26 protein-coding genes are annotated in these 26876 nt (G+C 68.7%); 17 read left to right on the forward strand and 9 right to left on the reverse strand.

The window, feature by feature from the left end:
- Positions 1-22: 22 nt before the first annotated feature.
- The 3 genes from selD to J2P76_RS15060 all read left to right on the forward strand — a co-directional run bounded on the left by selD (position 23) and on the right by J2P76_RS15060 (position 2709).
- Complete coding sequence (gene selD / locus J2P76_RS15050) at positions 23-1057, forward strand: selenide, water dikinase SelD (RefSeq protein WP_207408497.1); 1035 nt, start codon at positions 23-25, stop codon at positions 1055-1057.
- Positions 1057-2175 (forward strand): tRNA 2-selenouridine(34) synthase MnmH, encoded by a 1119-nt coding sequence (gene mnmH, locus J2P76_RS15055; protein WP_207408498.1) that lies wholly within the window; start codon positions 1057-1059, stop codon positions 2173-2175. The genes selD and mnmH overlap by 1 nt, the downstream gene beginning before the upstream one ends.
- An 87-nt stretch (positions 2176-2262) precedes the next feature.
- A complete protein-coding gene (locus J2P76_RS15060; RefSeq protein WP_207408499.1) occupies positions 2263-2709 on the forward strand; it encodes an SRPBCC family protein in 447 nt (148 codons plus the stop codon).
- A 9-nt stretch (positions 2710-2718) separates the two neighbouring features.
- Here the strand turns inward: J2P76_RS15060 and J2P76_RS15065 are convergent, their stop codons facing one another.
- A complete protein-coding gene (locus tag J2P76_RS15065) occupies positions 2719-3594 on the reverse strand; it encodes an alpha/beta fold hydrolase (RefSeq protein WP_207408500.1) in 876 nt (291 codons plus the stop codon).
- A 190-nt stretch (positions 3595-3784) separates the two neighbouring features.
- Positions 3785-4591, reverse strand: a complete 807-nt coding sequence (locus tag J2P76_RS15070) for an RNA polymerase sigma factor (protein WP_347565323.1) — start codon at positions 4589-4591, stop codon at positions 3785-3787.
- A 59-nt stretch (positions 4592-4650) separates the two neighbouring features.
- On the opposite strand from J2P76_RS15070, the gene J2P76_RS15075 reads away from it, so the two are divergent.
- Positions 4651-5247, forward strand: coding sequence for an ATP-dependent Clp protease proteolytic subunit (locus tag J2P76_RS15075; protein ID WP_207409221.1), 597 nt, complete (start codon positions 4651-4653; stop codon positions 5245-5247).
- 23 nt (positions 5248-5270) lie between these two features.
- Here J2P76_RS15075 and J2P76_RS15080 read toward each other — a convergent pair whose 3' ends face one another.
- Complete coding sequence (locus tag J2P76_RS15080; RefSeq protein ID WP_207408501.1) at positions 5271-5852, reverse strand: CGNR zinc finger domain-containing protein; 582 nt, start codon at positions 5850-5852, stop codon at positions 5271-5273.
- A gap of 132 nt (positions 5853-5984) precedes the next feature.
- Here J2P76_RS15080 and J2P76_RS15085 point away from each other — a divergent pair, with 132 nt between their 5' ends.
- The 7 genes from J2P76_RS15085 (at position 5985) to J2P76_RS15115 (ending at position 14589) form a co-directional block, all read left to right on the forward strand.
- Entirely contained in the window at positions 5985-6779 is a 795-nt protein-coding gene (locus J2P76_RS15085) for an alpha/beta fold hydrolase (RefSeq protein WP_207408502.1), read from the forward strand.
- Between the two features lie 124 nt (positions 6780-6903).
- Positions 6904-8124, forward strand: a complete 1221-nt coding sequence (locus J2P76_RS15090; protein WP_207408503.1) for a CaiB/BaiF CoA transferase family protein — start codon at positions 6904-6906, stop codon at positions 8122-8124.
- A gap of 18 nt (positions 8125-8142) precedes the next feature.
- Entirely contained in the window at positions 8143-8940 is a 798-nt protein-coding gene (locus tag J2P76_RS15095) for an enoyl-CoA hydratase/isomerase family protein (protein ID WP_207408504.1), read from the forward strand.
- A gap of 31 nt (positions 8941-8971) precedes the next feature.
- Positions 8972-10195 (forward strand): CaiB/BaiF CoA transferase family protein, encoded by a 1224-nt coding sequence (locus J2P76_RS15100; protein ID WP_207408505.1) that lies wholly within the window; start codon positions 8972-8974, stop codon positions 10193-10195.
- Positions 10192-12534: an acyl-CoA dehydrogenase gene (locus J2P76_RS15105; protein WP_207408506.1), complete on the forward strand. Its 2343-nt coding sequence runs from the start codon at positions 10192-10194 to the stop codon at positions 12532-12534. The genes J2P76_RS15100 and J2P76_RS15105 overlap by 4 nt, the downstream gene beginning before the upstream one ends.
- A gap of 37 nt (positions 12535-12571) precedes the next feature.
- Entirely contained in the window at positions 12572-13543 is a 972-nt protein-coding gene (locus J2P76_RS15110) for a Bug family tripartite tricarboxylate transporter substrate binding protein (protein WP_207408507.1), read from the forward strand.
- A gap of 83 nt (positions 13544-13626) precedes the next feature.
- Positions 13627-14589 (forward strand): LysR family transcriptional regulator, encoded by a 963-nt coding sequence (locus tag J2P76_RS15115; RefSeq protein ID WP_207408508.1) that lies wholly within the window; start codon positions 13627-13629, stop codon positions 14587-14589.
- A 12-nt stretch (positions 14590-14601) separates the two neighbouring features.
- Here the strand turns inward: J2P76_RS15115 and J2P76_RS15120 are convergent, their stop codons facing one another.
- Genes J2P76_RS15120 through J2P76_RS15145 form a run of 6 tightly spaced genes read right to left on the reverse strand, consistent with a single transcriptional unit; the run spans position 14602 to position 19480 of the window.
- Positions 14602-15504: an amidohydrolase family protein gene (locus J2P76_RS15120; protein WP_207408509.1), complete on the reverse strand. Its 903-nt coding sequence runs from the start codon at positions 15502-15504 to the stop codon at positions 14602-14604.
- Positions 15501-16115: a carboxymuconolactone decarboxylase family protein gene (locus J2P76_RS15125; protein ID WP_207408510.1), complete on the reverse strand. Its 615-nt coding sequence runs from the start codon at positions 16113-16115 to the stop codon at positions 15501-15503. Before J2P76_RS15125 ends, J2P76_RS15120 begins: the two co-directional genes overlap by 4 nt.
- A gap of 23 nt (positions 16116-16138) precedes the next feature.
- Positions 16139-16756: a glutathione S-transferase family protein gene (locus tag J2P76_RS15130; RefSeq protein WP_207408511.1), complete on the reverse strand. Its 618-nt coding sequence runs from the start codon at positions 16754-16756 to the stop codon at positions 16139-16141.
- A 30-nt stretch (positions 16757-16786) separates the two neighbouring features.
- The gene (locus J2P76_RS15135; protein WP_207408512.1) at positions 16787-17431 is read right to left on the reverse strand and encodes a flavin reductase family protein; all 645 of its coding nucleotides are present in this window, start codon (positions 17429-17431) and stop codon (positions 16787-16789) included.
- Positions 17432-17480: 49 nt separating this feature from the next.
- Positions 17481-18464: a tripartite tricarboxylate transporter substrate binding protein gene (locus J2P76_RS15140; protein ID WP_207408513.1), complete on the reverse strand. Its 984-nt coding sequence runs from the start codon at positions 18462-18464 to the stop codon at positions 17481-17483.
- Between the two features lie 38 nt (positions 18465-18502).
- Complete coding sequence (locus J2P76_RS15145; RefSeq protein WP_207408514.1) at positions 18503-19480, reverse strand: Bug family tripartite tricarboxylate transporter substrate binding protein; 978 nt, start codon at positions 19478-19480, stop codon at positions 18503-18505.
- Between the two features lie 232 nt (positions 19481-19712).
- Between J2P76_RS15145 and hutC the strand changes: the two genes are divergently transcribed.
- The 6 genes from hutC to J2P76_RS15175 are packed head-to-tail and all read left to right on the forward strand — an operon-like array spanning position 19713 to position 26876.
- On the forward strand, positions 19713-20492 hold the full coding sequence (gene hutC, locus J2P76_RS15150; protein WP_207408515.1) for a histidine utilization repressor: 780 nt from the start codon (positions 19713-19715) through the stop codon (positions 20490-20492).
- Positions 20489-22171 carry a urocanate hydratase gene (gene hutU, locus J2P76_RS15155; protein ID WP_207408516.1) on the forward strand — a complete coding sequence of 561 codons (1683 nt, stop codon included), beginning with the start codon at positions 20489-20491 and terminating at the stop codon, positions 22169-22171. The genes hutC and hutU overlap by 4 nt, the downstream gene beginning before the upstream one ends.
- Positions 22172-22216: 45 nt before the next feature.
- The gene (locus J2P76_RS15160; RefSeq protein ID WP_242697379.1) at positions 22217-24001 is read left to right on the forward strand and encodes an HAL/PAL/TAL family ammonia-lyase; all 1785 of its coding nucleotides are present in this window, start codon (positions 22217-22219) and stop codon (positions 23999-24001) included.
- Between the two features lie 42 nt (positions 24002-24043).
- Positions 24044-25030 (forward strand): Bug family tripartite tricarboxylate transporter substrate binding protein, encoded by a 987-nt coding sequence (locus tag J2P76_RS15165; protein WP_207408517.1) that lies wholly within the window; start codon positions 24044-24046, stop codon positions 25028-25030.
- Between the two features lie 13 nt (positions 25031-25043).
- Positions 25044-26048 carry an ornithine cyclodeaminase family protein gene (locus J2P76_RS15170; RefSeq protein WP_207408518.1) on the forward strand — a complete coding sequence of 335 codons (1005 nt, stop codon included), beginning with the start codon at positions 25044-25046 and terminating at the stop codon, positions 26046-26048.
- A gap of 9 nt (positions 26049-26057) precedes the next feature.
- On the forward strand, positions 26058-26876 hold the full coding sequence (locus tag J2P76_RS15175) for a phosphate/phosphite/phosphonate ABC transporter substrate-binding protein (RefSeq protein WP_207408519.1): 819 nt from the start codon (positions 26058-26060) through the stop codon (positions 26874-26876).

Consider the following 26876-nt stretch of genomic DNA (forward strand, 5'->3'; position numbering starts at 1 on the left):
ATTTATTACTACGGAACGTTCCATGGACACCCCGGTCCGCCTTACCCAGTACAGCCACGGAGCCGGGTGCGGCTGCAAGATTTCCCCCAAAGTGCTGGATGTCATCCTGGCCGGCAGCGGGGCGCAAAACCTCGACCCCCGGCTCTGGGTGGGCAACGCCTCGCGCGACGACGCCGCCGTCTACGCGCTGGACGACGCGCGCGGCGTGGTTTCCACCACCGACTTCTTCATGCCGATCGTCGACGATCCCTTCGACTTCGGCCGCATCGCCGCCACCAACGCCATCAGCGACATCTACGCCATGGGCGGCGACCCGCTGATGGCCATCGCCATCCTGGGCTGGCCCGTCAATGTGCTGCCGCCCGAAGTGGCGCGCGAAGTGGTGCGCGGCGGCCGCGCGGCCTGCGACGCCGCCGGCATCCCCCTGGCGGGCGGGCACTCCATCGACGCGCCCGAACCCATCTTCGGGCTGGCGGTCACCGGGGTGGTGGACAAGGCCGGCCTCAAGCGCAACGACACCGCCACGGCCGGCTGCAAGCTGTACCTGACCAAGCCGCTGGGCATCGGCATCCTGACCACCGCCGAGAAAAAATCCAGGCTGCGCGCCGAAGACACCCACCTGGCGCGCGACTGGATGTGCACGCTGAACCAGCCCGGCAGCCGCTTCGGCAAGCTGGCAGCCGTCAAGGCCATGACCGACGTCACCGGCTTCGGCCTGCTGGGCCACCTGGTGGAAATGGCCGACGGCAGCGGCGTCAGCGCCCGCATCGCGTTCGACCAGGTGCCGCGCCTGCCGGGCATCGACCATTACCTGGCCGAAGGCTGCGTGCCGGGCGGCACCGCCCGCAACTTCGACAGCTACGGCCAGCGCATCGCCCCGCTGAGCCAGCAGCAGATCAACCTGCTGTGCGACCCGCAGACCAGCGGCGGCCTGCTGGTGGCGGTGGCGCCCGAAGGCGAAGCCGAGTTCCTGGCGGCCGCCGCCGAATCGGGCCTGAAGCTGGCCCCCATCGGCGAACTGGTCGCGCAGCAGTACTACGCGGTCGAAGTGGCCTGATGCGCGCCGACACCAGCAATTACCGCGAACTCTTCCTGCGCGATGTGCCGATGCTGGACACGCGCGCGCCCGTCGAGTTCGGCAAGGGCGCCTTTCCCGGCGCGGTCAACCTGCCGCTGATGGACGACGCCGAGCGGCAGCAAGTGGGCCTGTGCTACAAGCAGCGCGGCCAGGACGCGGCCATCGCCCTGGGCCACAAGCTGGTCAGCGGACCCATCAAGGCGCGGCGCGTGGCGGCGTGGGCCGAGTTCGCCCGCGCCCACCCCGACGGCTACCTGTACTGCTTTCGCGGCGGCCTGCGCTCGCAGATCAGCCAGGCGTGGCTGAAAGACGAAGCCGGCATCGCGTATCCGCGCGTCATCGGCGGCTACAAGGCCATGCGCGGCTTCCTGCTGCAAACCATCGAAGACGCCATCGCGCAATGCGGTTTCGTGGTGCTGGGCGGCATGACCGGTACCGGCAAAACCGACCTGCTGCGGCAGCTGGGCAACAGCCTCGACCTGGAACACCACGCCCATCACCGCGGTTCCAGTTTCGGCAAGCATGTCACCGGCCAGCCGATGCAGATCGATTTCGACAACCGCCTGGCCATCGACATCCTGAAAAAGCGCGCCGCCGGACACGACAGGTTCGTGCTGGAAGACGAGGGCCAGGCCATCGGCTGCTGCAGCCTGCCGGTCGGCCTGTACCGGGGCATGCAGAGCTACCCCGTGGTCTGGCTGGAAGACAGCCTGGACAACCGGGTCGAGCGCATCCTGCGCGACTATGTCATCGACCTGTGCGCCGAGTTCGTCGACTTCCACGGCCGGGAACACGGTTTCGACCGGTTCGCCGAACGCCTGCGCCAGAGCCTGGACAACATCGCCCGGCGCCTGGGCGGCGAGCGCCACGGGCAGCTGGCGGGCATCATGGACTCGGCCCTGGCCGAGCAGCGACGCAGCGGCCGCGTCGATCCGCACCGCGCCTGGATAGCAACCCTGCTGACGCAGTATTACGATCCCATGTACGCCTACCAGCGCCAGCGCAAATCACAGCGCATCGTGTTCGCCGGCAGCCAGCAGGCCGTGCTGCAATACCTGCAGGACACCGCCCGCCACGGGCCCGCCGCGGCCAAATAAGGGTTTTCCCTAGTGTCGACCTTGTCGATATGCGTGTGTCCGGATCGTCGCAGGTATACATCCACCACTTTGACAGGCAAACGCACCATGACTACCGGAACCGTCAAGCTCCACCGCGTCCTGCGCGCCGACCCCGAACGCATCTACCGGGCCTTTCTCGAACCCGACGCCATCGCCAAATGGCTGCCGCCGTACGGATTCACCTGCCAGGTGCACCACATGGACCCGAAGGTGGGCGGCACCTTCAAAATGTCGTTCCGCAACTTCGGCACCGGCCACAGCCATTCTTTCGGCGGCGAATACCTGGAATTGTCGCCGCACGAAAAGATCAGCTATACGGACCGGTTCGACGACCCGAACCTGCCCGGCCAGATGCAGACCACGATTTCGCTGCGGCAGGTATCGTGCGGCACGGACGTGGACATCGTGCAGGAAGGCGTGCCCCCGGTCATTCCCGTGGAAATGTGCTACCTGGGCTGGCAGGAATCGCTGATGCAGCTGGCCAAGCTGGTCGAGCCCACTATCCCGGACTGAGGCAACCGCCTATCCGGCGCCCAGCACCTCGATGATGCGCTGGCCGATGTACTGGCCATGTGTTTCCAGCGCGAAATGGCCGGTATCCAGCAGTTCGACCACGGCATCGGGGTTGTCGCGCCGGTAGGCTTCGGCGCCGGGCGGGATGAAGAAAGGATCATTGCGCCCCCAGACGGCCAGGGTGGGCAGCCTGGCCTGCCGGAAGAACGCCTGGAAGGCCGGGTACAGCTTCAGGTTGTTGGCGTAGTCCAGGAACAGGTCGAGCTGGATTTCCTTGTTGCCCGGGCGTTCCAGCAGGGCCGCGTCCAGTGTGTAGCTTTCGGGCGCGATGCTGTCCGGGTCGGCCACCCCATGCACGTACTGCCATCGGGTGCCCTCGAAATTCAGGATGGCGTCGTGAATGGCCTGCCGGTTGGCCGGCGTGGGGTCGTTCCAGTAGGCGCGTATCGGCGCCCAGGAATCGCCCAGGCCTTCAAGATAGGCATTGCCGCTCTGCGACACCAGGCCGGTGACCCGCTCGGGGTGGGCCAGGGCCAGGCGCAGGCCGGTGGGCGCGCCGTAGTCGAAAAAGAACAGCGCGTAGCGGGCCAGGCCGAGCTCATCGACCAGCGCTTGCAGCGACCGGGCCAGATTGTCGAACGTATAGCGATAGCCGCGCTCGGCGGGCACTTCGGTAAAACCGAAGCCCGGCAGGTCGGGCGCAATGACGCGGAACTTGCGGGCCAGCTGCGGAATCAGGTTGCGGAACTGGTGCGACGAACTCGGAAAACCGTGCAGCAGCAACAGCACCGGCGCATGCGGATCGCCCGCCTCGCGGTAGAAGAAGCGCAGCCCGTCGGCATGGGCGTGGCGGCAGTGGACAAGGGTATCGGCGTGATCGGTCATGGCGGGCCCCGGCTGGGTGAATGAAGGACAGGAATACGCAAGCCATCGAAGCTTCAGGGCCCAGTCTACGGATTTTTAGTAACCTGTCAACTGTATTTTTAACGGTTACCACTCCACGAAAAAAAGCCCGGCATCGCCGGGCGGGATTCAAGCGCATGCGCTGCGCCGCTTGGCGCGGCGGCCAGCCGCGTCATGTTGCCAGTGCTTCATCGCGCGGCCCGGTGACGGCGTCGCCCAAGGGCAGCCAGGCAATGGCGCCGTCTTCGGTGACGATCAGCAGGGCCAGCTGGTTGCCGCACTGGATCAGCCGCGTACGCGACGACGGCCCCGCGGCGCTGTCGGGGCCGCCATGCGGGGCCTGCCAGCGCGCCAGCATCGCCTGCGGCCTGGCGGCGCGCAGCACGGCAACCAATAGGGCGGGGTCACGCTGCGCCAGCGCCTGCCGGCACAACGCGAACAGGCAGGCCTGGTCTTCGTCATCGGCTATCGGCGCCGGGCCGGCGCCGCGCAGGCGCTGCAACAGCCGATGCAGCCGCTGGCGCGACGCCGCTTCGCTGCGGCCCGCCAGCGCGCCGAGTTCGGCATGGCTGTACCCGAAAACCTCGTACAGCAGCACGGCCGCCACGTCGCCGGGCGGCAGCGCGCCGACCAGCAGCCGCAGGGCCTGCCCGACCCGTTGCCCCTGCCCGGCCAGGCGCTGAGGCGGGTCGTCATCGAGATCGTGTCCGTGGTCTTGCGCGGCCTGTTCCAGCACGGACGCATAGCGGCCCTGGCGCCGCCAGGCATCGATGCACAGGTGGCGCAGCACCGTCACCAGCCACGCCTCGCGGCTGGCGGCCGCGGCAGGCATGGCGCCGTCCGCCGTGCGCACGTAGGTGTCCTGCACCACGTCCTCGGCCTCGCTTGCGTGGGCCAGCCACTGCCGGGCCAGCGCCATCAGGCGCCTGCGCAGTGCGGCGTCGCCGGCCAGCGGGTGGAGATCGATGGGGGATGTCACGGAAATGGCGGCTCGTTCGTCTATCCGGTGAACTTAACACAAAGGAGTTTGCCAAGATGATGGTGAATCACGCCGATGCGCCCCCCTCGCCCGCCGCAGGACAGAACAGCGCCTTTCTTGAAGAAAAAGCCTTCCGCGCCCGCACGGTGCTGGTATTCGGCACCGTCAACGAAGCCGTGGCGTCCGAAACGGTGCGCCGCCTGCTGGCGCTTGACGCCGAATCCGGCGCGCCCATCGACATGATCGTTTCTTCTCCGGGCGGCCACCTGGAATCGGGCGACGCCATCCACGACGTGGTGCGCTTCATCTCGGCGCCGGTCAACATGATCGGCACGGGCTGGGTGGGCAGCGCCGCTACCCACCTTTATCTGGGCGCGCCGCGCGAACGCCGCTTCTGCCTGCCCCAGACGCGCTTCCTGATCCACCAGCCCAGCGGCGGAGCCGGCGGCCCCGCCAGCGACATGGCGATCCACGCCAAAGAGATCATCAGGGCGCGCGAACGCATCGCCCAGGTCATCGCGCGCGAAACCGGCCAGCCCATAGAGCGGGTGCGCCAGGATATCGAGCGCGACCTGTGGATGCCCGCCGGCGAAGCGCTTGCCTATGGCCTGGTCTCGCGCATCATCGAACGGCGCGCGGAGCTGGCCGGCCGCTGAACGCCGGCGCGGGTTTTTTGATCTTAAGCGGGTTCGCCGGCCGAGCCGCGCTGCCGGAATGCCGCCACTTTGTGGCGGTTGCCGCACAAGGCCATGCTGCACCAGCGCCGCCGGTGAGAACGGGTGCGGTCGTAGAACCACAGCGAGCAGCTGTCGCTTTCGCATTTGCGCACCAGGCTGAAATCGCCGTGGGCCAGCAGTTCGGCCGCCGCTTCGGCCGCGGGCAAGAGCCACTGCGCGGCAGTGGCCGCCGCATAGCGGCGCGCCAGCACCGGCTGGCCGGCCTCGGCCTCGGCCAGTTCCAGGTGGCTGCCGCCGGCCGCCAGCGCGCGGTTCAACGCGGCCAGCCTCAGGGGCTGGCCCGCCTTGCGCTGCGCCACCAGCGCGCGCACGGTCTCGCGCAAGTCGCGCGCGCCGTCCAGCAGCCCCCTGGGCGCGCCGCGCCGCGCCGGCGCCAGCCCGGACAGCTCCAGCCAGGCCTGCACATCGGCATCGGACTGCCAGCGATCCACCGGGCCGGACTCGCTTTGCTCGATGGTGTTGATCATGTCCAGCGCGGCGTGGTCGCCCAATTGGCGGAATTCGGGTGGATGGCTGGCGTGCATGGCAGATGTCCCGGGCGGTTTATCGGTAACCTTCAAAATTATTATATAAAAGTTACACCGCAAGGCGGACTGGTTATGATCGGCATTGCTTCTGCAGCAATGCTGTGCCACCTGTTCTTGTGAGAACGACGCATGCCAACCGTAACGACCCAGGATACTTTCATCGACGCCGGCGACGGCCGGCTGTTTGCCCGGCGCTGGACGCCGGACACAGCCGATGGGCAGCCGCCCCTGGTGCTGTTCCACGATTCACTGGGATGCGTCGAGCTGTGGCGCGATTTTCCGCAGCAGCTGGCCATGGCCGCCGGCCGCGAGGTCATTGCCTACGACCGCCTGGGATTCGGCCGTTCGGATCCGCATCCCGGCAGGCTGGGGCTGGATTTCGTCGAACAGGAAGCCCGCCAGGGTTTCCGCGCCGTGCGCGAAGCCCTGGGCCTGCAACGCTACGCGGCGTTTGGCCACAGCGTCGGAGGCGGCATGGCGCTGGCCAGCGCCGTGGCCGATGGCCAGGCCTGCGCGGCCCTGATCACCGAATCGGCGCAGATGTACGCCGAAGAACACACGCTTGCGGGCATCCGGCAGGCCAGGGAAGACTTCGCGCAGCCGGGCCAGCTCGACCGCCTGAAGAAGTACCACGGCGAAAAAGCCGCCTGGGTGCTCAGCGCGTGGATAGACACCTGGCTGTCGCCGGGCTTTGCCGACTGGAACCTGGACGGCTACCTGCGCCAGGTGCGCTGCCCGGTCCTGGCGCTGCATGGCGACCAGGACGAATACGGGTCGCTGGCGCACCCGCGGCGCATCGCCGAACTCGCCGGCGGCCGGCCGGTCATCCTGCAGGCCTGCGGCCATGTGCCGCACCGCGAAAAACCCGCGCAGGTCGTCGCGGAAATCGCCGGCTGGCTGCCGCGCCCCGCAGGCGCCGCCTGACACCCGAGCAAGATCACCGGCTCTCTGACACAAAACACATAACAGCTTTGCTGGCCCGGGCGGTGCCTTGCGCCGCCCAGGATTCCTAGACTGGCGGCACGTCAAAGGAATCAAGGAGTGGGCCTTGCAGCCGCTGTTATCGAATATCAAGGTGCTGGACCTGAGCCGCGTGCTGGCGGGGCCCTGGGCCAGCCAGATCCTGGCGGACCTGGGCGCCGACGTCATCAAGGTCGAACGCCCGGGGCGCGGCGACGACACCCGCTCGTGGGGCCCGCCTTTCCTGAAGGATGAAGCCGGCGCCGACACGGCCGACGGCGCCTATTTCATTGCCACCAATCGCGGCAAGCGCTCCATTACGCTGGACCTGCAGACGCCCGAAGGCCAGGAACTGGTCAGGACGCTGTGCCGCGACGCCGACGTGGTGCTGGAAAACTACAAGGTAGGCACGCTGGCGCGACTGGGGCTGGACTACGCGGCGCTGTCCGCCATCAACCCGCGCCTGGTGTACTGCTCGGTAACGGGCTTTGGCCAGACCGGCCCGCGCGCGGCCGAACCCGCCTATGACTTCCTGATCCAGGCCATGGGCGGCCTGATGAGCGTAACCGGCGAACGCGACGACAAGCCCGGCGGCGGCCCGCAGAAAGTGGGCGTGCCCATCGTCGACCTCAGCACCGGCGTCTATGCGGCGCTGGGCATCGTGGCCGCGCTCCTGCGCCGCACGCAGACCGGCCGGGGCGAATACGTCGACGTCGCCATGCTGGACGTGCAGGTGGGCCTGCTGGCCAACCAGGCGATGAATTTCCTGCTGGGCAACCGCGTGCCGCGCCGCACCGGCACCGCGCACCCCAACATCCAGCCGCAGCGCACCTTCAGCTGCGCCGACGGCGACATCGTGATCGTGGTGGGCAACGATGCGCAGTTCGCCACCCTGTGCGATGTGATCGGCCAGCCGGCGCTGGCGCGCGACGCGCGCTACGCCACCAATGGCCAGCGCGTGAAGAACCAGGCCAGCCTGGATCCGGTGCTGGACGCCGCTCTGGCCAGCCGGCCGCGCGCGCACTGGCTGAGCAGGCTCAAGCAGGCGGGCGTGCCGGCCGGCTCGATCAACACCGTGCCCGAAGTGTTCGACGACCCGCAGGTCGTGCACCGCGACATGCTGCGCCGGCTGCCGCATCCGGTGGCGGGCTCGGTGCCGCAGGTCATGAGCCCCCTGCGCTTCGGCGGCGCCAGCCTGCGCGTGGACCGCGCGCCGCCGCTGCTGGGCGAGCACACCGAGCAAGTGCTGGGCGAACTCGGCCTGAGCGCCGGGCAGATCCAGAGCCTGCGCGACCGCGACATCATCTGACACTGAACGGGAACCACCATGAACATGCCTGAAGCCCTGGCCGGCCCCTACACCGCGCTGGACGTCACCCTGGACGGCGGCGTGGCCGTCGTCCTGCTGGCCAATCCGCCGGTGAACGCGCTGTCCACCGACATGATGAACGAGCTGTCCTGGGTGCTGGACCGCATTTCCGAAACGCCCGAGGTCCGCGCGGTGGTGTTGTCCGGGCAGGGCAAGACCTTCTGCGCCGGCGCCGACCTGAAGAACCGCGCCGCCACGATCAAGAGCCCCGGCGACCTGCCCCAGCATTCGCGGCGCACCCGCGAATGCTTCCACGCCATCCGCGAATGCGCCAAGCCGGTGGTGGGCGCCATCAACGGCGCGGCGCTGGGCGCGGGCCTGGCCATGGTGGCCTCGTGCGACATCCTGGTGGCGGCCTCGACCGCCACGGTGGGCCTGCCCGAAATCAACGTGGGCCTTCTCGGCGGCGGCCGGCACGGCATGCGGCTGTTCAGCCACTCGCGCCTGCGGCGCATGATGCTGACCGGCCTGCGCATCGACGGCGATGAACTCTACCGGCTGGGCGTCGTCGAGGCCTCGGTGCCGCCCGATGCGCTGATGGCCGAGGCGATGGCGCTGGCGCGCGAGCTGGCGTCCAAGAGCCCGCTTGCCACGGTGCTGGCCAAGCAGACGCTCAACGCCATCGAAGACATGAGCCTGCGCGACGGCTACCGCTACGAACAGGACATGACGGCGGCCATCGCCAAGACCGCCGACGCGCGGGAAGCGCGGCAGGCCTTCCTGGAAAAGCGCGCGCCCGTCTTCCAGGGCCGCTAGCCGCGCCCGCCCCGACATCCAAGGAGACATCATGGCAGGAGCGCTCGAAGGCGTGAAAGTGCTGGACTTGAGCCGCGTATTCTCAGGCCCCTGGGCCGCGCAGATGCTGGCCGACTTCGGCGCCGAAGTCATCAAGGTAGAACGGCCCGGCCGCGGCGACGACGTGCGCCACCAGGGCTACCCCATGCCGGGCCCCGATGGCGCCCCCAGCGGCGAAACCTCGTCGTTCGTGGCGATGAACCGCGGCAAGCGGTCGCTGACCATCGACATGTCGCGCCCGCAAGGCCAGGCGCTGATCCGGCGCCTGGCGCAGAACACGGACATCGTCATCGAGAACTTCAAGGCCGGCGACCTGCGCCGCTACGGACTGGACTACGCCTCGCTGGCGGAACTGAATCCGCGGCTGGTGTATTGCTCGATCACCGGCTTCGGCCAGGACGGCCCGTACAGCCACCTGCCCGGCTATGACCCGATTTTCCAGTCAATGAGCGGCCTGATGAGCGTGACCGGCGTGCCCGACGGCGAGCCTGGCGCCGGGCCGGTAAAGGCCGGTTATTCGGTGTCCGACCTGACCGCGGGGTTCTATGCCGTGTGCGCCATTCTTGCCGCCCTGCGCCATCGCGACCAGGTGTCGGGCCGCGGGCAGCACATCGACCTGGCCCTGCTCGACGCGCAGATCGCCGCCATGTCGCACATCGGCATGAACTACCTGGCCAGCGGCAAGCTGCCGGCGCGCATGGGCTCGTCGTCGCAGATTACCGCGCCGTTCCGTGCCTTTGCCTGCCAGGACGGGCATCTGATGGTGGCGGTGGGCAACGACTCGCAGTTCCAGAGTTTCTGCCGCGTGATCGGCCTGCCCGGGCTGGCGCAAGACCCGCGCTTCGACACCAACCCCCGGCGCGCGGCGGCCCAGGCCGAACTGTCGGCGCTGATCGAACCGGCCCTGCTCACCCGCAAGGTCGCCGACTGGAATACCCGGCTGGAACAGGCCAAGGTGCCCTGCGGCCCCATCTACACCCTGGACCAGGTATTTGAAGACCCGCAAGTCCGGCATCGCCAGGTGCTGGGCCACATGCCGCATCCGCGCCTGGGCGACATGCCTTTCGTGCGCAATCCCATCCATTTCTCGGCCACTCCCATCCAGGCCGGGTTGCCGCCGCCCCTGCTGGGCGAGCACAGCGCCGCCGTGCTGAAGGCCGAACTGGGCCTGGACGAAACGGAAATCGCGCAACTGCGGGCAGAAGGCATCATATGAGCCAGGCCGATACCGCACTGATCGAGGCCGTACGCGACAGCGCGCGCGATTTCCTGCGGCGCCGCGACCAGAAACAGCGCAAGCGCCTGGGCGCCCCGCCCGACCGCGGCTACTGGCGCGAGATCGCCGAGGTCGGCTGGCTGGGCATGGCCGTGCCCGAACCGCTGGGCGGCCTGGGCCTGGGCTGGCATGCCATGGCGGCTGTCATGGAAGAAGCCGGGCGCGCGCAGCTGCCCGAGCCCCTGGTGGCATCGGCCGTGCTGCCGGGCGCCGTGCTGGCGCGGCTGCATGACGAAACCGGCGCCGGCGCGCGCCGGCGCCTGCTGCAGGACCTTTGCGCCGGCGCGCGCATCGTCGGGCTGGCCTGGCAGGAAACCGACGGCCAGCTGGAAGCCGGCGAAGCCACGGGCGCGTTCGGCGTCAGCGCCGCCTTGCGCGAAAACGCCTATGTGCTCAACGGTGAAAAGCGCCACGTCATTCCGGGCGACGGCGTGGACGGCTGGCTGGTGTCCGCCGATGGCGAACAGGGGCCGGCGCTGTTCTACGTAGCCGCCGGCACCCCCGGTGTCACCGCCACGGTTTATGCGCGCGCCGACGGCACGCGCGCCTGCCACCTGGCGCTGGAATCGGCCGCGGTACCGCCGGATGCCCTGCTGGCGCGGCAGGGCGTGCTGGACGCCATCGATGCGGCGCTGGATCTGGGGCGGCTGATGCAGGCCGCCGAGCTGGCCGGGGCCGCGCGCCAGGTCCTGGCCGATTCGGTGGCCTACCTGAATACGCGCCAGCAGTTCGGCCGGCCCCTGGCCTCGTTCCAGGCCCTGCAGCATCGCCTGGTGGACGCGGCCATGCAGGTAGAGCTGGCCGCCAACAGCCTGCTGAACGCGCTTGACGGGCTGGACGAACTCGCGGACGCGGACGGCGCCGCAGCCCGCGCCGCCGCCAGCCGCGTGAAGGCGCGCGCCGCGCGGGCCGGCCTGGAAGCCGCCCGCCTGGCGGTGCAACTGCACGGCGCCATCGGCTACACAGACGAATGCGACGTCAGCCTGTATCTCCGCCACGCGCTGCACCTGGCGGCATGGCTGGGCAACGCCACCGCGCACCGCCAGCGCTTCGGCGCCCTGGCGCCCGCCCCCGCCGCGCCGGACATTGACGACGACCCGCAGGACACGGCCGCCGCCCAGGCGTTTCCCTGCCGGGCCGACTGGAACGCCATGCCCGAGGCCGAATTCCGCGCCATGCTGCGGCGCTTCTTCCGCGCGCACTATCCGGCCCATCTGCGCCATGTGCCATGGCGCCTGCACTGGGACGAGATCAAAGACTGGTACTACACCCTGTCGCGCCAGGGCTGGATCGCCCCTTCCTGGCCGCGTGAGCACGGCGGCATGGCGCTGTCGCCGGCCCGCCTGATCGCCTACATCGAAGAAGCCGAACGCTACGGCGTGGCGCGCGCGCCCGATCAGGGGCTGGTGATGCTCGGCCCCATCCTGCTGCGCTACGGCACCCAGGCGCAGCGCGACCGCTTCCTGCCCGGCATCCTGTCCGGCCAGGACGTGTGGGCGCAGGGCTACTCGGAACCCGGCGCCGGCTCGGACCTCGCCGCGCTGCGCTGCGAGGCGCTCATCGACGGCGACGACCTGATCGTCACCGGGCAGAAAACCTGGTCCACGCTGGCGCAGGACGCCACCCACATGTTCATGCTGGTGCGCACCGACAAAACGGTGAAGAAGCAGGCCGGCATCAGCTTCCTGCTGGTCGACCTGCGCAGCCCGGGCATCAGCCGCCGCCCGATCCGCACGCTGGCCGGCCATGAAGAATTCTGCGAAGTGTTCTTCGACCAGGTGCGCGTGCCGCGCGCCAACCTGGTGGGCGAGCTCAATGCCGGCTGGGGCATCGCCAAGGCGCTGCTGGGTTTCGAGCGGCTGTTCAGCGGCAGCCCCAAGCATGCCAACCACGCCCTGCAGCAGATTTTCAGCGTGGCCCGCCAGCGCGGGCTGCTGGCCGATCCGGCCTTCGCCGACCGGCTGGCCGAGCTGCGGCTGGACGCCGCCGACCTGACCGCCATGTACGAGGTGTTCGCCGACATGGCGCGCGCCGGCCGGCCCCTGCCGCCCGAACTGTCGCTGCTGAAGATCTGGGCCACCGAAACGCACGAGCGGCTGGGCGCGCTGCTGATCCAGGCAAGCGAGGAATACGGCGGCGCGGCCATGGCGCAAAGCCATGGCCGGGTGTACGCGCTGGCCCCGTACATCAACGCAATGGCCGCCACGATTTTCAGCGGCACCAACGAGATACAACGCAACATCTACGCCAAGCAGGTGCTGGGCCTGCAAGGCGCATGACCCACGCGCGGCCATCCCGCCACAAGGAGACATCCCCATGAAGAAAAAACACGCTTTCCTGGCAGCCGCCCTGGCCTTGGGCGCGGCGCTGGCGCCGGGCGCGCAGGCCGCGCAAGCCTGGCCTGACCAGCCTATCCGCCTGATCGTGCCCTATCCTCCCGGCGGCTCGGTCGACAATCTGGCGCGGCTGCTCGCCCCAACACTGGGGCAGAAACTGGGGCAGACCATCGTGGTCGAGAACCGCGCCGGCGCATCCGGCACCATCGGCGTGGACGCCACCGTGCGCGGCACGCCCGACGGCAGTGTGTTCGGCTTCGGCGTGCCGGGCGCGATCTCGGGCCTGCCGCACGTCATGAAGGTGCCGTACGACGTGTCGCGAATTCAGTACGTCTCGCTGGTGGCGCGCATTCCCATGGTGTTCGTGGTGAATCCTTCCATGCCCGAGACCACCCTGCCCGCCTTCATTGCCACAGCGAAGCAGCACCCAGGCAAGTACAACTACGGGTCGGCGGGCAATGTCACCACGCCGCACCTGGGCGCCGAACTGCTCAGGCAGGAAACCGGCATCGACATCATGCATGTGCCTTACAAGGGCGCCGCGCCGGCGGTTACCGCGCTGCTGGCCAACGAAGTGCAGCTGTTCCTGGGCGATGCGTCGGCCGTGCTCAGCTTCATCAAGGCCGGCAAGCTGCGCGCCCTGGCCGTGGGCAGCCCCGAGCGCTTCGAGGGCCTGCCCGATGTGCCCACCACCAAGGAACTGGGGCTGCCCGGCGTGGCGGTCGAATCGAACTACGGCGTGATCGCGCCCACCGGCACGCCGCCCGACATCGTCAACCGCATGGCCGAGGCCATTGCACAGTCGTTGAAAGACCCGGAACTGCGCCGCAAGATGATCGACCAGGGCGCGGTTCCGCAGGCCACCACGCCGGACGAATACCGCAAGCTGATGCAGGCCGAATCGCGCAAATGGGGCGAGGTCATCCGACGCGGCAAGCTGGGGCTGCAGTAGGCGCGCTTGCGCCGCCGGGCGCCCCCAGGCGCCCGGCGGCTTTGCCGTATAGTGTGCTCGCGTATTCCATCCTCACAGCCACCATGCCTTCCGCCAAAGCCACGGGCCCCAGCCTGGACCTGACCGCCGACCTGCATAAATGGCGCGCCTTCGTCGCCATCGCCGAACTGGGCAGCATCACGCGCGCCGCGCTGCACCTGGACCAGGACCAATCGGTGCTGAGCCGCCGCATCAACGCGCTGGAGCGCGAATGCAATGCGCGGCTGTTCAACCGCACCGGCCGCGGCGTGCATTTGTCCGAAGTGGGCGAGCGGCTGTTTCCGCTGGTGCGCACCCTGCTCGAAGACGCCGAACGGCTCGAGCTCGAAGTCAACGGCCAGGCGCGCGAGCCGGCCGGCGAAGTCACGCTGGGGCTGCTGCCTTCTACCGCGCATCCGCTCATCCGCATGCTGTTCTCGCGGCTGCGCAAGCAATTTCCCAAGGTGCACCTGAAAATCTTCGAAGGCTCGAGCGGCCAGATCGAAGAATGGCTGACCGACAGCCGCGTCGACATCGCCATCCTGTACCGCTATGCCGAGAAATGCCCGCCCGGCGAAACCGCCCTGGGCTATGTGGATTCGTACCTGATCGGCGCGCCGGGCGACGCACGCACCCAGGCCGGCGAGATCCGCTTCGACGAACTGGACGGCCTGCCGTTCATCCTGCCCGGCGCGCCCAATGGCCTGCGCAACACCCTGGACGGCCTGGCCCGCGCGCGCAAGATCGCCATCGCGCCACTGATCGAAGCCGACTCGCTACCGCTGATGAAATCCATCGTCGAGCACGAGCAGATGTACACCGTGCTGCCCCTGCACGCGGTATGGCAGGAAGTCCAGGAAGGGCGCCTGAGCGTTGCCGCGCTGCGCGACCCCACCATGCGGCGCATTATTTCAATGGCCTACGCGCGCAGCAAGGGCCCCGGGCGCACCGTCATGGAAGTGGCGGCGCAGATCGAGGCGCTGGCGCGCGAAATCGGCGGCGAAGGCGTCTGGCACGTCAACCCCTGAGCCCGCCGGCATCTAGAACCCGTACAGGCGGGCCGGGTTGTCCACCCAGACCTGCCGGCGCAGCGCGTCGCTGCCCAGCCATTCCCACGCCACGTCCACCAGGGCATCGGCCGCCGGCGCCCGGGCGCCCATGCGCACGAAAGGCCAGTCCGATCCCCACAGCACCTGGCCGGGATTGGCGGCGATGAAAGCGTCGTGCAGGTAGCGGGCGTCGGCATAGCCGGGCGCGGCGCCCACGCGGCACAGCGTCAGCTTCATCCAGATGGCGCCGTCGGCCAGCAGCCCGCGCAGCAGCTGGAACACGGCATCTTGCGGCCCGCGCGCCGGCACCAGGCTGCCCAGGTGGTCGATGACCAGCGGCAGCCCCAGGCGGGCCAGCGCCGGCAGGTGCCGCGCATACACATCGCACGGCGCCCACAGCTGCGCGTGCAGGCCATGCTGCTTCATGCGCGGCGCCAGCGCCGCGACCTGGTCGAAGCCCACACTGCCGGGAAAGAGTTTCCCGGCCGGGTCGCGCGCCTCGACAAAGCGCAGCGCCCGCACGCCGCCGTCGTACAACGCCTGCAGTTCGGCGTCGCTGGCCTGCGCATCGGCCACCGCCACGCCGCGCAACCGGCCGCCTCCCTGCGCCAGCGCGTCCAGCAGGGCGGCCGGCTCGGTGCCGTAGGGCGCCGGCTGCACCAGCACGCCGCGCCGCGCGCCCAGGGTGTCGAGCATGGCCAGGTAGCGTTGCGCGGGCGCATCCGGCGCGGCATACGACGAGGGATGCTGCAGCGGAAAGCGGTCGTACGGCCCGAACACATGGCAGTGCGTGTCGCAGGCTCCCGGCGGCAAGGCATGGCGCGGGCGCCCCGGCATGCGCGGGGTCTCGGTGGCGGCGGGAATATACGGCGCGGCTTGCCGGTCGGCGCTCATGATTGCTCCGGATACGGCAGCGTCGCCAGGCGGCTCAGGGCGGGCCGGCCGGCTTCGGCCGGCACATCCAGCGGCGCCGGCGCGGTGTCGGGCATGGGAATGTCGTGGGCGTTCAGGGTCATGGACACCATGGTGTAGTAGCCGATGACGGCCGTCAGCTCCACCACGCCCGCCACGCCCCACTGCCCCACCGCCCGCGCATGAAGGTCCGGCGCCACCTGCCCGGTTTCCTGCAACTGGCGGGCATATTCGTAGACCAGCGCGTCGGTGGGGGTGTCGAACACGGGCGCGCGCCGCGCCTGGATGGCGTCCAGCACGGCCGGCGCAATGCCGGCATCCGCCGCGGCCTGGGCGTGGATGTGCCATTCGATCTGGCTGTTCCAGCGGCGCGCCGTCACCACGATGGCCAGCTCACTGACCCGCGGCGGCAGGCTGGTGCCGAAGCGCAGCAGCGCGCCCAGCGCCTGCCAGCGCTCGGCCAGCTCGGGGTTGTGCAGCGCGGCGCGCAGCGGCCCGACCAGGCGGCCCCGGGGGCCCGAGACAATGCGCTCATAAACGCGCTTTTGCTCCTCGCTCATGGTTTCGGGGGAGGGAAACGGGATACGGCTCATGATGCGGTCCTTGGTCGTGCGGCTCAGGCCGCGGCGTCGTCGGGCTGGCTGCGCGCCACCGAGGGGCGGCTGCTGAAGCGGCGGTGCCAGGCGGCCAGCGCCGCGTGGCCGTCGCGCCAGGGCAGATCGGCGAACCGGTAGTCCAGGTACGACAGCGCGCAGCCGATGGCGATCAGTCCCAGGTCGAACGGCGCGGCGTCCAGCGCGGGGGCTTCCTGTTCTAGCGCGGCCAGCGCCGCCCGGGTCTTCAATTCGAAGGCATCCAGCCAGGCCTGCGTCTGCCGCGCCGACGGCTTGGCGCGCTCTTGCCGGTAAAGCAGCAGCACGTCCAGCAGGCCGTCGCCCAGCGCCTGGCGCCGCTCGGCCACCAGGCGCGCCCGCGGCTCGGCAGGCAGCAGGCCGGCATCCGCCAGGCCGTCCAGATAGGCGCAGATGACGCGCGAATCGTACAGCGCCGAGCCGTCGTCCAGCACCAGCGTGGGCAGCTTGATGAGCGGATTGTCGGGCAGCAGGTCCAGGTTGGGCTTGTCCATTGCCACCGGCGTGCGCACCAGGGTGACGCGGTCTTCGATGCCCGCCTCGTACAGCACGATCATCACCTTGCGCACAAACGGTGAACGGGGCGACCAATGCAGTTTCATCTATCAATCTCCAGAAATTGGGGCGCGGGCTCAATGGCCCTGCGCGGGCCGCACCGCCGGGTCGTTGGCGGCGGCCGGCGCCGGCATCTGGAACAGATCGCTGGTGTGGGCATACCAGCCCGCGCCATGCATGCGGCCCAGCAATTGCAGCGCCGGCGTATCGACATAGAATTTCTCGCGGCTCAGAATGGCCTCGTCCCGCAAGTACATGGCCACTACCCGCGCCAGCACGATCACGCGCTGCGGCGCCGCCTCGAGCACCTGCCACACGCGGCACTCCAGCGCCGCCGGGCTGCGGGCGATGCGCGGCGGTGCCACCCGCAGCGACGGCTCGGTGTCCAGCCCCACCTGCGCCAGTTCGTCGATATCGGCCACATAATCCAGGCTGGTGCGGTTCATCTGCTCGGCCAGCCCGGCCGAGGCCACATTGACCACGAACTCGCCCGTGGCCAGGATATTGCGCGAGGTGTCCTTCAACTGCCCGCCGCGCGGGCCAATGCCCAGCGCCACGATAGGCGGGTCGCTGCTCACCACATTGAAAAAGGAAAACGGCGCGGCGTTCAGGCGCCCTTGCGGCGACAGGCTGACCACCCATGCAATGGGACGCGGCACCACCACGCTGGAAAGCAGTTTGAAGGCATCGGCCGAAGCCAGTTCGCTGAAGTCGAAGTTCATGAGTGTGTCGCCGCCCGTGCATCGCCTGGCGGCATGCGGCCCGTGTGTGTCATTTCGCCAGCAGCCCCAGCCGGCTCAGCAAGGCCCGCATGTCGGCGCGGTCTTTCTCGACAAAGGCCTGCGCCTGCTGCGGCGTCAGCGCCATCAACTCTATCGCCTGCCCCTCCATCACGCGACGGTAATCGGGGTCGTTGTTCACGTCGCGGACAGTATCGCTCAGGCGCCGCACGATGGCGGGCGGCGTGCCCGCGGGCGCGGCCAGGCTGTACCAGGTGGCCGACTGCGCGCCATGCACGCCGGCTTCGTCCAGGGTCGGCACCTGGGGCAGCAGCGGCGAACGCCGGGCCGATGCGTACGCCAGCGGCACCAGGCGGCCCTGGCGGATGAACGGCAGGCTGGCCGACAGGTTCAACATCACCATGTCGATCTGTCCGCCCACGGCGTCGTTGATGGCGGGCGCCGCCCCGGCATAGGGGATGTGGTTCAGCTGGATGTGCGCGGCCTGCTGGAACAATTCGGCGCCCAGGTGAGTAGCCCCGCCCACGCCCGCCGAGCCGTAGCTGAGCTTGCCGGGCTCGGCCCGGGCGCGCGCGATCAGTTCCGCCACGGTCTTGATGCCGCGCGCCGGATTCACCGCCAGCATGATGGGCTGCACGGCCACCACCGAACTGAAAGCGAACCCGTCCACGCCGTCGTAGGGGGTATTCTGCATCAGCGGCGTAACCACGTGGCCGGCCGACGTGCCCACCAGCAGCGTGTAGCCGTCGGGCCTGGCGCGCGCCACGAAGCCGGTGCCGATCGACGCGCCGCCGCCGGGCTTGTTTTCCACCACCACCGGCTGGCCCAGGCGCTTTTCCAGGGCCCGCGCCAGGCTGCGCGCCACCGTGTCGGCCGGCCCGCCCGCGGCGTAAGGGTTGATCAGGGTAATGGGATGGTCGGGATAGGTGCTTGCCGGGTCGGCCGCGCGGGCGGCCGGCGCCGCAATGGCGGCCGCCGCCAGCGCGGCCAGCAGCATGCGGATCTTCAGAGACATGGTCGCTCCAGGGGCTGGCATGTTGGCCGGTTCGGATATCAGTCTGCGTCCGCGCCGGACTGGCGGATCACCTGCGCCCACTTCTTCGTATCCTGGCGGATGCGTTCGGCAAAGGCTTCCGGGGTGCTGTGGGTGGTGCGGATGCCGTAGCCGGCCATGCGCTGCACCATTTCGGGCGCGGTCATGACGGCTTCGATGTCCCGGTTCAGGCGGTCGATGATCGGCCGCGGCGTGCCCGCCGGCGCCAGCACGCCCGACCACAGGCTGACCTCGTAGCCGGAAAAGCCCGGCGCCTCGGAAATGGACGGCACGTCGGGCAGCACCGGCAGCCGCTGGCGGCTGGTCACGCCCAGCGCCTTGATCTTGCCCTGCTTGACCGATGCGATGAAATTCGACGACGTATCGATCATCATCGAAATGCGCCCGGCCAGGAAATCGTTGATGGCGCCGGAACTGCCCTTGTATGGAATGTGGCGGATGTCCACGCCGGCGATGGACTTGAACATCTCGCCGGCCAGGTGGCTGGTGGTGCCCCGGCCGGAAGAGCTGAAGGTCAGTTCGCCGGGCCGCTGCCGCGCCAGCTCGGCCAGTTCGGCCACCGAATTCACCGGCATGTCATTGTTGACCACCAGCAGGTTCGAAGTCAGGTTGGTCAGCGAAATGGGCGCGAAACTCTGCTGCGGGTCGTAGCGCAGCGACGCATACAGCGTCGGGTTGATGGTCAGCACGCCCATGGTCGAATACAGCAGCGTGTAGCCGTCGGGCGTCGCATTGGCCACGGCCTCGGCGCCGATCGCACCGCCCGCGCCGCCGCGGTTTTCCACCACCACCGATTGCCCCAGCCGCCCGCCCAGGTCCTGCGCCAGCGCGCGGGCCATCAGGTCGGTGGCCCCGCCTGCCGGAAAGGGAACGACCAGCCGAACAGGATGGTCGGGGTACTCGCCCGCCCGGGCGCCACCCGCCGGGCAGATTCCCAGACACAGGCCGGCCACAGCCAGCGCGCGCGCCATTTTCATGCCGTCTCCATGCTTTTGCTTGTTTTGGTGGAAAGCATGGTATGTGGCCTGCCCGGCCCGGGCTATGCCGGGGATGGCAAAGCAGCTATGCAACTGCCCCGCGGCGTCCACTTGGCCGACGACGCGCCATCTGCGGGCTCATTTCCGCATAAGCGCAGCGAAAAAGTTTGCTTGACTATACTTGTATATCCAAGTTAAATCACCCTGTTCACTCTGCTTTCGGACCATCGCCATGAATGCCGCGACAAACGACCAGACCCTGGCTCCTTATGCCCGCATCAAGCAGCACATCATCGCGAACATCGAATCGGGCCTGTGGGCGGTCAATGCGCAGGTGCCCTCCGAGAACCAGCTGGCCGCCCAGTTCGATGTGTCGCGCATGACGGCGCGCCGCGCCATTCTTGAACTGACGCAAGACGGCATGCTGGTGCGCAGCCAGGGCGTGGGCACTTTCGTGGCCGAACGCCGGCCCATGCTGCCGGTGCTGGAAGTGCGCAACATCGCCGACGAAATCGCCGAGCGGGGCCACCACTACGGCAACCGCATCATCCTGCTCGAGCGCGAAACCGCCACCGAAGGCATTGCCATTGCGCTGGGCATCGCGCCGGGCAGCCCGGTCTTTCATTCGATTCTGCTGCACCTGGACAACGGCGTCGCGGTGCAGCTCGAAGACCGCTATGTCAATCCGCATACCGCGCCCGGCTATATCGAGCAGGACTTCAGCCGCCAGACCCCCAACGCCTATCTCAGCCGCATCGCCCCCCTGTCCGCGGTGGAACACACTATCGAAGCCATTCTGCCAAGCGCCCAGGTCAGCGCCTGGCTGGGCCTGGACAGCCCGCAAGCCTGCCTGCAGGTATTGCGGCGCACCTGGACGGCGCCCCACATCGCCACCTTCGCCCGTCTGATCCATCCGGGCGATTCCTATCGCCTGAGCGGCTACGCCACGGTGCCTGCCCAGCCCGCCCCGGCGTTTCCCAACCCCCAAGAATTTCACGGAACCAAGTCATGAGCGACCACACACCCGACCGCCACGACGCGACGCGCAGCATACGCGCTCCGCGCGGCAATACCTTGAGCTGCAAGAACTGGCTGATCGAGGCCGCCTACCGCATGATCCAGAACAACCTGGACCCTGAAGTGGCCGAGCATCCCCACGAACTGGTGGTGTACGGCGGCATCGGCCGCGCCGCGCGCAACTGGCCTGCCTACGACAAGATCCTGCAGGTGCTGCGCCGGCTCGAACCCGACGAAACCCTGCTGATCCAGTCCGGCAAGCCGGTGGGCGTGTTCAAAACGCACGCCGACGCCCCCCGCGTGCTGCTGGCCAACTCGAACCTGGTGCCGCACTGGGCCACCTGGGAACACTTCCACGAGCTCGACCGCAAGGGCCTCATGATGTATGGCCAGATGACGGCCGGCAGCTGGATCTACATCGGTTCGCAAGGCATCGTGCAAGGTACGTACGAAACTTTCTATGCCGTGGCCAACCAGCATTTCGGGGGCGATCCCAAGGGGCGCTGGATCCTCACCGCGGGGCTGGGCGGCATGGGCGGCGCGCAGCCGCTTGCCGCCACCATGGCCGGCTTCAGCATGATCGCCGTGGAATGCGACGAGTCGCGCATCGATTTCCGGCTGCGCACGCGCTATATCGACGTCAAGGCCACCTCGCTGGACGAGGCGCTGGCCATCATTGACAAGGCGCGCGCCGAACAGCGCGCCGTATCGGTGGGCCTGCTGGGCAACGCCGCCGACGTGGTGCCCGAGATGGTCCGCCGCGGCATTACGCCCGACTGCGTTACCGACCAGACCTCGGCGCACGATCCCTTGAACGGCTATCTGCCGCAAGGTTGGACCGTGCAAGCCTGGCGCGACAAGCGCCAAAGCGATCCCGCGGCCGTGGTGGCCGCGGCCAAGCAATCCATGGCCGCCCATGTGCGCGCCATGCTCGAACTGAAGCAGCGCGGCGCGGCCACGCTGGACTACGGCAACAACATCCGGCAGGTTGCGCTGGAAGAAGGCGTTGCCAACGCCTTCGATTTCCCCGGTTTCGTGCCGGCCTATATACGGCCGTTGTTCTGCGAAGGCATCGGCCCGTTCCGCTGGGCGGCGCTGTCGGGCGATCCGCAAGACATCTACAAGACCGATGCCAAGGTCAAGGAACTGATACCCGGCGACAAGCACTTGCACAACTGGCTCGACATGGCGCGCGAACGCATCGCCTTCCAGGGGCTGCCGGCGCGCATCTGCTGGGTGGGCGTGCGCGACCGCGCGCGGCTGGCGCTGGCCTTCAACGAAATGGTGCGCACCGGCGAACTGAGCGCGCCCATCGTCATCGGCCGCGACCATCTCGATTCGGGCTCGGTGGCCAGCCCCAACCGCGAAACCGAGTCCATGCGCGACGGCTCGGACGCGGTGTCCGACTGGCCGCTGCTGAACGCGCTGCTCAACACTGCCGGCGGCGCGACCTGGGTATCGCTGCATCACGGCGGCGGCGTGGGCATGGGCTTCTCGCAGCACGCCGGGGTCGTCATCGTCTGCGATGGCAGCCCCGAAGCCGACCGTCGCCTGGCGCGCGTGCTGCACAACGATCCGGCCAGCGGCGTGATGCGGCACGCCGATGCCGGCTATGACATCGCCATCGACTGCGCCCGGGCCGTCGGGCTGGACCTGCCCATGCTCGACCGGTAGGCAGCCGGGCGTCCGTTCCTCTTCCTTCACGTTCCAGGAGTTGCAATGCGCCACCCCCTATGGTCCACGGACCGCGCTTTACCGGCTCTGCCCCTGCCATGGCGGCGCCAGGCCGGCGCGGCCGGCATCGCACTGGCCTGCATGGCCGGCGTCCTGCTGGCCCCCCTTGCCCATGCGGACGGGGCCGCCCGCGCGGCGGTCCAGCCGGCCGCCGCCGACCGCGCGCCGGTCCGGCAGCAAGCCCTGGCGCTGGACGGCAAGTCGCTCACGGCGGCGCAGGTGGTCGAGGTCGCGCGCCACGGCCGGCCGGTGGCGCCCACCGATGCGGCCTGGCGGCAAGTGGACCGCTCGCACGAATTGCTGCTGGCGTACGCACGCCTGGGCCGCCCGGTCTACGGATTGAACCGCGGTGTCGGGCAGAACAAAGACCAGACAATTTTCTCTGGCGATGCCATCTCGGACGAGGCGCGCGCGCTGTCCGAGGCATTCAATCATCGCATGCTGCTGTCCCATACCGTTGCCTTTGGCGAACCGGCTCCCGCCGACGTGGTGCGCGCCGCGATGGTGGTGCGCCTGAACACGGCGTTATTCGGCGGCACCGGAATGAGCCCTGCCCTGGTTCGCCAGTACGCGGCGTTCCTGAACAAGGGATTGACGCCTGTGGTGCTGGGCCAGGGCTCGGTTGGCGAGGCCGACATCGGCATCCTGCCGCAGATCGGCCTGGCCATGATGGGCGAGGGCCAGATCGAAGTCGACGGCCGGCGCATGCCGGCGGCCGACGCCATGCGCGATGCCGGCATCGAACCGGTCAAGCCATATGCCAAGGACTCATTATCCCTGCTCAGTTCCAACGCTTATGGCGCGGCGCTGGCCATCCTGGCCGCGCACGACGCCGAAACGCTGCTGGACCGCGCCGACGGGATCGCCGCCCTTGCGCTCGAGGGCTTGAACGGCAATATTGCCCCGCTGCTGCCGGCCGTGCAGGCGCACCGTCCCTATATAGGCCAACAGCAAACCGCCCGCCGCATTCTCGGCATGCTGGAAGGCAGCGCGCTGTGGCAGGCCGATGACAAGCGGCCGCTGCAGGACCCTCTCAGTTTCCGCACGGTCAGCCAGGTGCATGGTGCGGCGCGCGATGCGCTGCGGGTGCTGAACGCGCAACTGCTCATCCAGATCAACAGCTCGGACGACAACCCCACAGTGGTGCTGGATGCCACGCCTCCGGCCGGCGTTACCCCGCAAGAAACCCGCTACTTCGTCACCCAGGGCGATGTGCGCGGCGCCATCGTGCCCAGCGCCGGTTTCGACCCCACTGCGTGGGTCGTGCCGCTGGAATCCGTGGGGGTGGCGTTGTCACATGTCGCGCAGTCGTCGGCGCAGCGCGTGCTGCGCCTGGGCGACCCCACCTTCACGCAGCTGTCGCGCTTCCTGTCGCCCGATGGCAAGACCCTGGCCTACACCACCATCCAGAAACCCGTATCCGCGCTGGCCACCGAAATCCGCGCCCTGTCGCACCCGGTGTCGTCGGATGCGCTGGTCGTGGCCGGCCACATCGAAGATGTGGCCACCAACGCGCCACTGGTGGCGCAGCGCGTCCGGCAGCAAGTGCTGCGGCTGCGGACGCTGCTGGGCATCGAATTGATCCACGCGGCGCAAGCCGTGGACCTGCGCACCCGCGCCGATCCGCAACGCCCCATCGGCAAGGGCACCGGCGCCCTGCTCGGCGCCTTTCGCGAACAGGTAGCGTTTCTGTCGCAAGACCGGCGGCTGGCCGACGACATCGCGCGCGCCGACCGCTTTCTTCAAAGACCCGGCGACATCGCGCAATAAGCGCCGGACCGACACCGCAGTGAGACCTGCATAGGGGAAATCATGAACACGTCTCTCGCCATCCGCATGACCGGCGCCCTCCTGGCTGGCGCCTTGCTTACCTCGCCGGCGCTCGCCGCCGAAGACCAGTATCCCAACCGGCCCGTCACCATCATCGTGCCGTTCGGCGCGGGCGGCATCGCCGATGCCCTGCCGCGCATCGTCGGGCAGCAACTCAGCACCAAGTGGGGCGTGCCCGTCGTCGTCGAGAACAAGGTGGGCGCTTCCGGCAACATCGGCATGGATTACGTGGCCCGCGCCAAGCCCGACGGCTACACGCTGGCGCTGGCGCCGGCCGGCAACCTGACTGTCAATCCGCTGCTCTACACCAACCTGCCCTTCGACACGGCCAAGGACTTCGCCCCCGTGACGATGCTTGCCACCTCGCCCAATGTCCTGGTGGTCAATGACCGGGTGCCGGCCAAAAGCTTCAAGGAACTGGTGGATTACGCCCGCCAGAACCCCGACAAACTCAACTACTCGTCGCCCGGGCCGGGCAGCGGCGCCCACCTGGCGGGCGAGCTGCTCAACCAGTCGGCCGGCATCGTGATCCGGCACATCCCGTACAACGCCATGGCCGCCGCGGTCAATGACGTGGTGGCGGGCAACGTGGACATGATGTTCGCGGGCATTTCCACGGTATTGCCGCAGATCCAGGCCGGCAAGCTGCGGGCACTGGCGGTGGCCGGCCCCGCACGCCTGCCGCAACTGAAAAACGTGCCCACCGTCGCGGAAAGCGGCTACCCCGGCTTTGACGTGACCTCGTGGTACGGCATCGTCGCCCCGGCCCAGGTTCCGCCGGCCATTCTCGACAAACTGCAGGCCGACATCGCCGAGGCCGTGCAGCAAGCCTCCGTGCGCCAGAAATTCGCCGGGCTGGGCGTGGCCCCCTCCGGCTCGAGCCGCGCGGACTTCGCCCGCACGATCCAGGACGAGACCCGCAAGTGGGCCGCCATCGTGAAGCAAGCCGGCATCCAGCCCATTCAGTAACCAAGGAGACACCATGCAATCCATCGACATCACCTACCTGAACGGGCCGGACGTGCGCGCGCTGGCACTCACCGACGCCGAGATCCTGGCCGCCGTGGAAAGCGCCCTGGACGCCCAGGGGCGCGGGCAGACCGTCATCGAACCGCGCATGCACCTGGTGCCGGAGTCCTCCGCCAAGGGGCATTTCAATGTGCTGCGCGGCTATGTCGCGCCGTTGCACGTTGCGGGCGTCAAGGTCGTCAGCGACTTCGTGGACAACTACAAGGTCGACCTGCCGTCGGAAATGGCGCTGCTCAATCTGTTCGATCCCGTCAACGGCAAACCCCTGGCCGTGATCGACGCGACCGCCATCACCGACATGCGCACCGGCGCGGTCACCGCCCTGGGCGCCAAGCACCTGGCCCGCAAGAACAGCAAGGTGCTGGGCCACATCGGCTCGCGCGGCACCTCGTACTGGAACGTGCGGCTGCTGGACAGCCTGTTCGACTTCGATGAAATCCGCGTGCATTCCCGCCGCCCTGAAAGCCAGCAGGCCTTTGGCGAACGTCTTTCGCGGGACCTGAACAAGACAGTCAAGGTCGTGAATGACTGGGAATCGTGCGTGCGCGGCGCCGACATTGTCGTCGAAGCCTCGCGCCTGCCCGAACCGACCCCGCTGCTCAAGACCGAATGGATCAAGCCCGGCGCGCTGGTCATGCCCTACGGCACGATGAGCGCTGTGGAACTGAGCCTGACCGACATCATGAGCAAGGTCGTGGTCGACGACTGGGGCCAGTGCCGCAAGGGGTTGCCGTACGGATCGCTGCGCGCCCACGTCGACAGCGACCGCATCACCCAGGAAAACCTGCACGCCGAGATCGGCCAGATCGTGGCCGGCCTGAAGCCCGGCCGCGAGCGCGACGACGAGACCATTCTCTTCTGGCATCGCGGCCTGTCCACCACCGATATCGCGCTGGGCCATGCCATGCTCCAGAAGGCCGGCAAGATGGGCCTGGGCCAAACGCTGAAGTTCGCCTAGGCACGCATCATGGCGCTGATCGCCTCGACCCGCATGTACGACGTGGCGCCCGCCGCCCGGGCCGCCTGGCACGCGCTGCTGCACGCCGCGCACCAGCGCGCCGGCCTGCAGGTGCAATTCGTCGAGCACGCGTGGCCCACCCCCATCGGCGAACTCTGGGACCGGCCCGGCTTGTGCGGCGCCTTCATGTGCGGCTGGCCCTATGCGCTGGCCGTGCGGGCGGGGCGCGACTACACCGCCCTGGCCGGCGTCGTGCCCGACTGGCCCCACTACCAGGGCCAGCCCCGTTATCGCAGCGAATTCCTGGTTCGCGCCGACAGCCCCTGGCGCACGCTGGCCGACACCGCCGGCAGCCGCTACGGCTGGATGGTGCAAGATTCGCAATCCGGCTGGAACGCGCCGCGCGCGGCGCTGGCCAAGGTCGTGAGCGGGCACGGCGCATGGTTCAGCGATTCCAGGGGGCCTTACGGCAATCCGCGCGGCCTGCTGCGGGCCCTGGCCGGCGGCGAAATCGACCTGACCGCCGTGGACGGCTGGTATCTGGACTTGCTGCGCGTCCATGACCGCGACGCGCTGGCCGGGCTGCGCACCCTGGCTTATACGCCCTGGACGCCCAACCCGTTGCTGGTGGCGGGCCCTGGCGTCGACGCCGCCTGCGCCGCCCGCCTGGCGCAGGCGCTGCTCGGCCTGCAAGACGACCCCGGCGGCGCGCAACTGCTGCGCAACGCCCGCGTCGCCCGTTTCGTGCGGCCCGAGCCTGGCCGTTACGCGCAACTGATCGGCATGGCGCACGAGGCCGAGGCGTGCGGCTACCGCGACATCCGCTGA

Source organism: Bordetella petrii, from assembly GCF_017356245.1.
GTDB classification, from domain to species: Bacteria; Pseudomonadota; Gammaproteobacteria; order Burkholderiales; family Burkholderiaceae_B; genus Bordetella_A; species Bordetella_A petrii_D.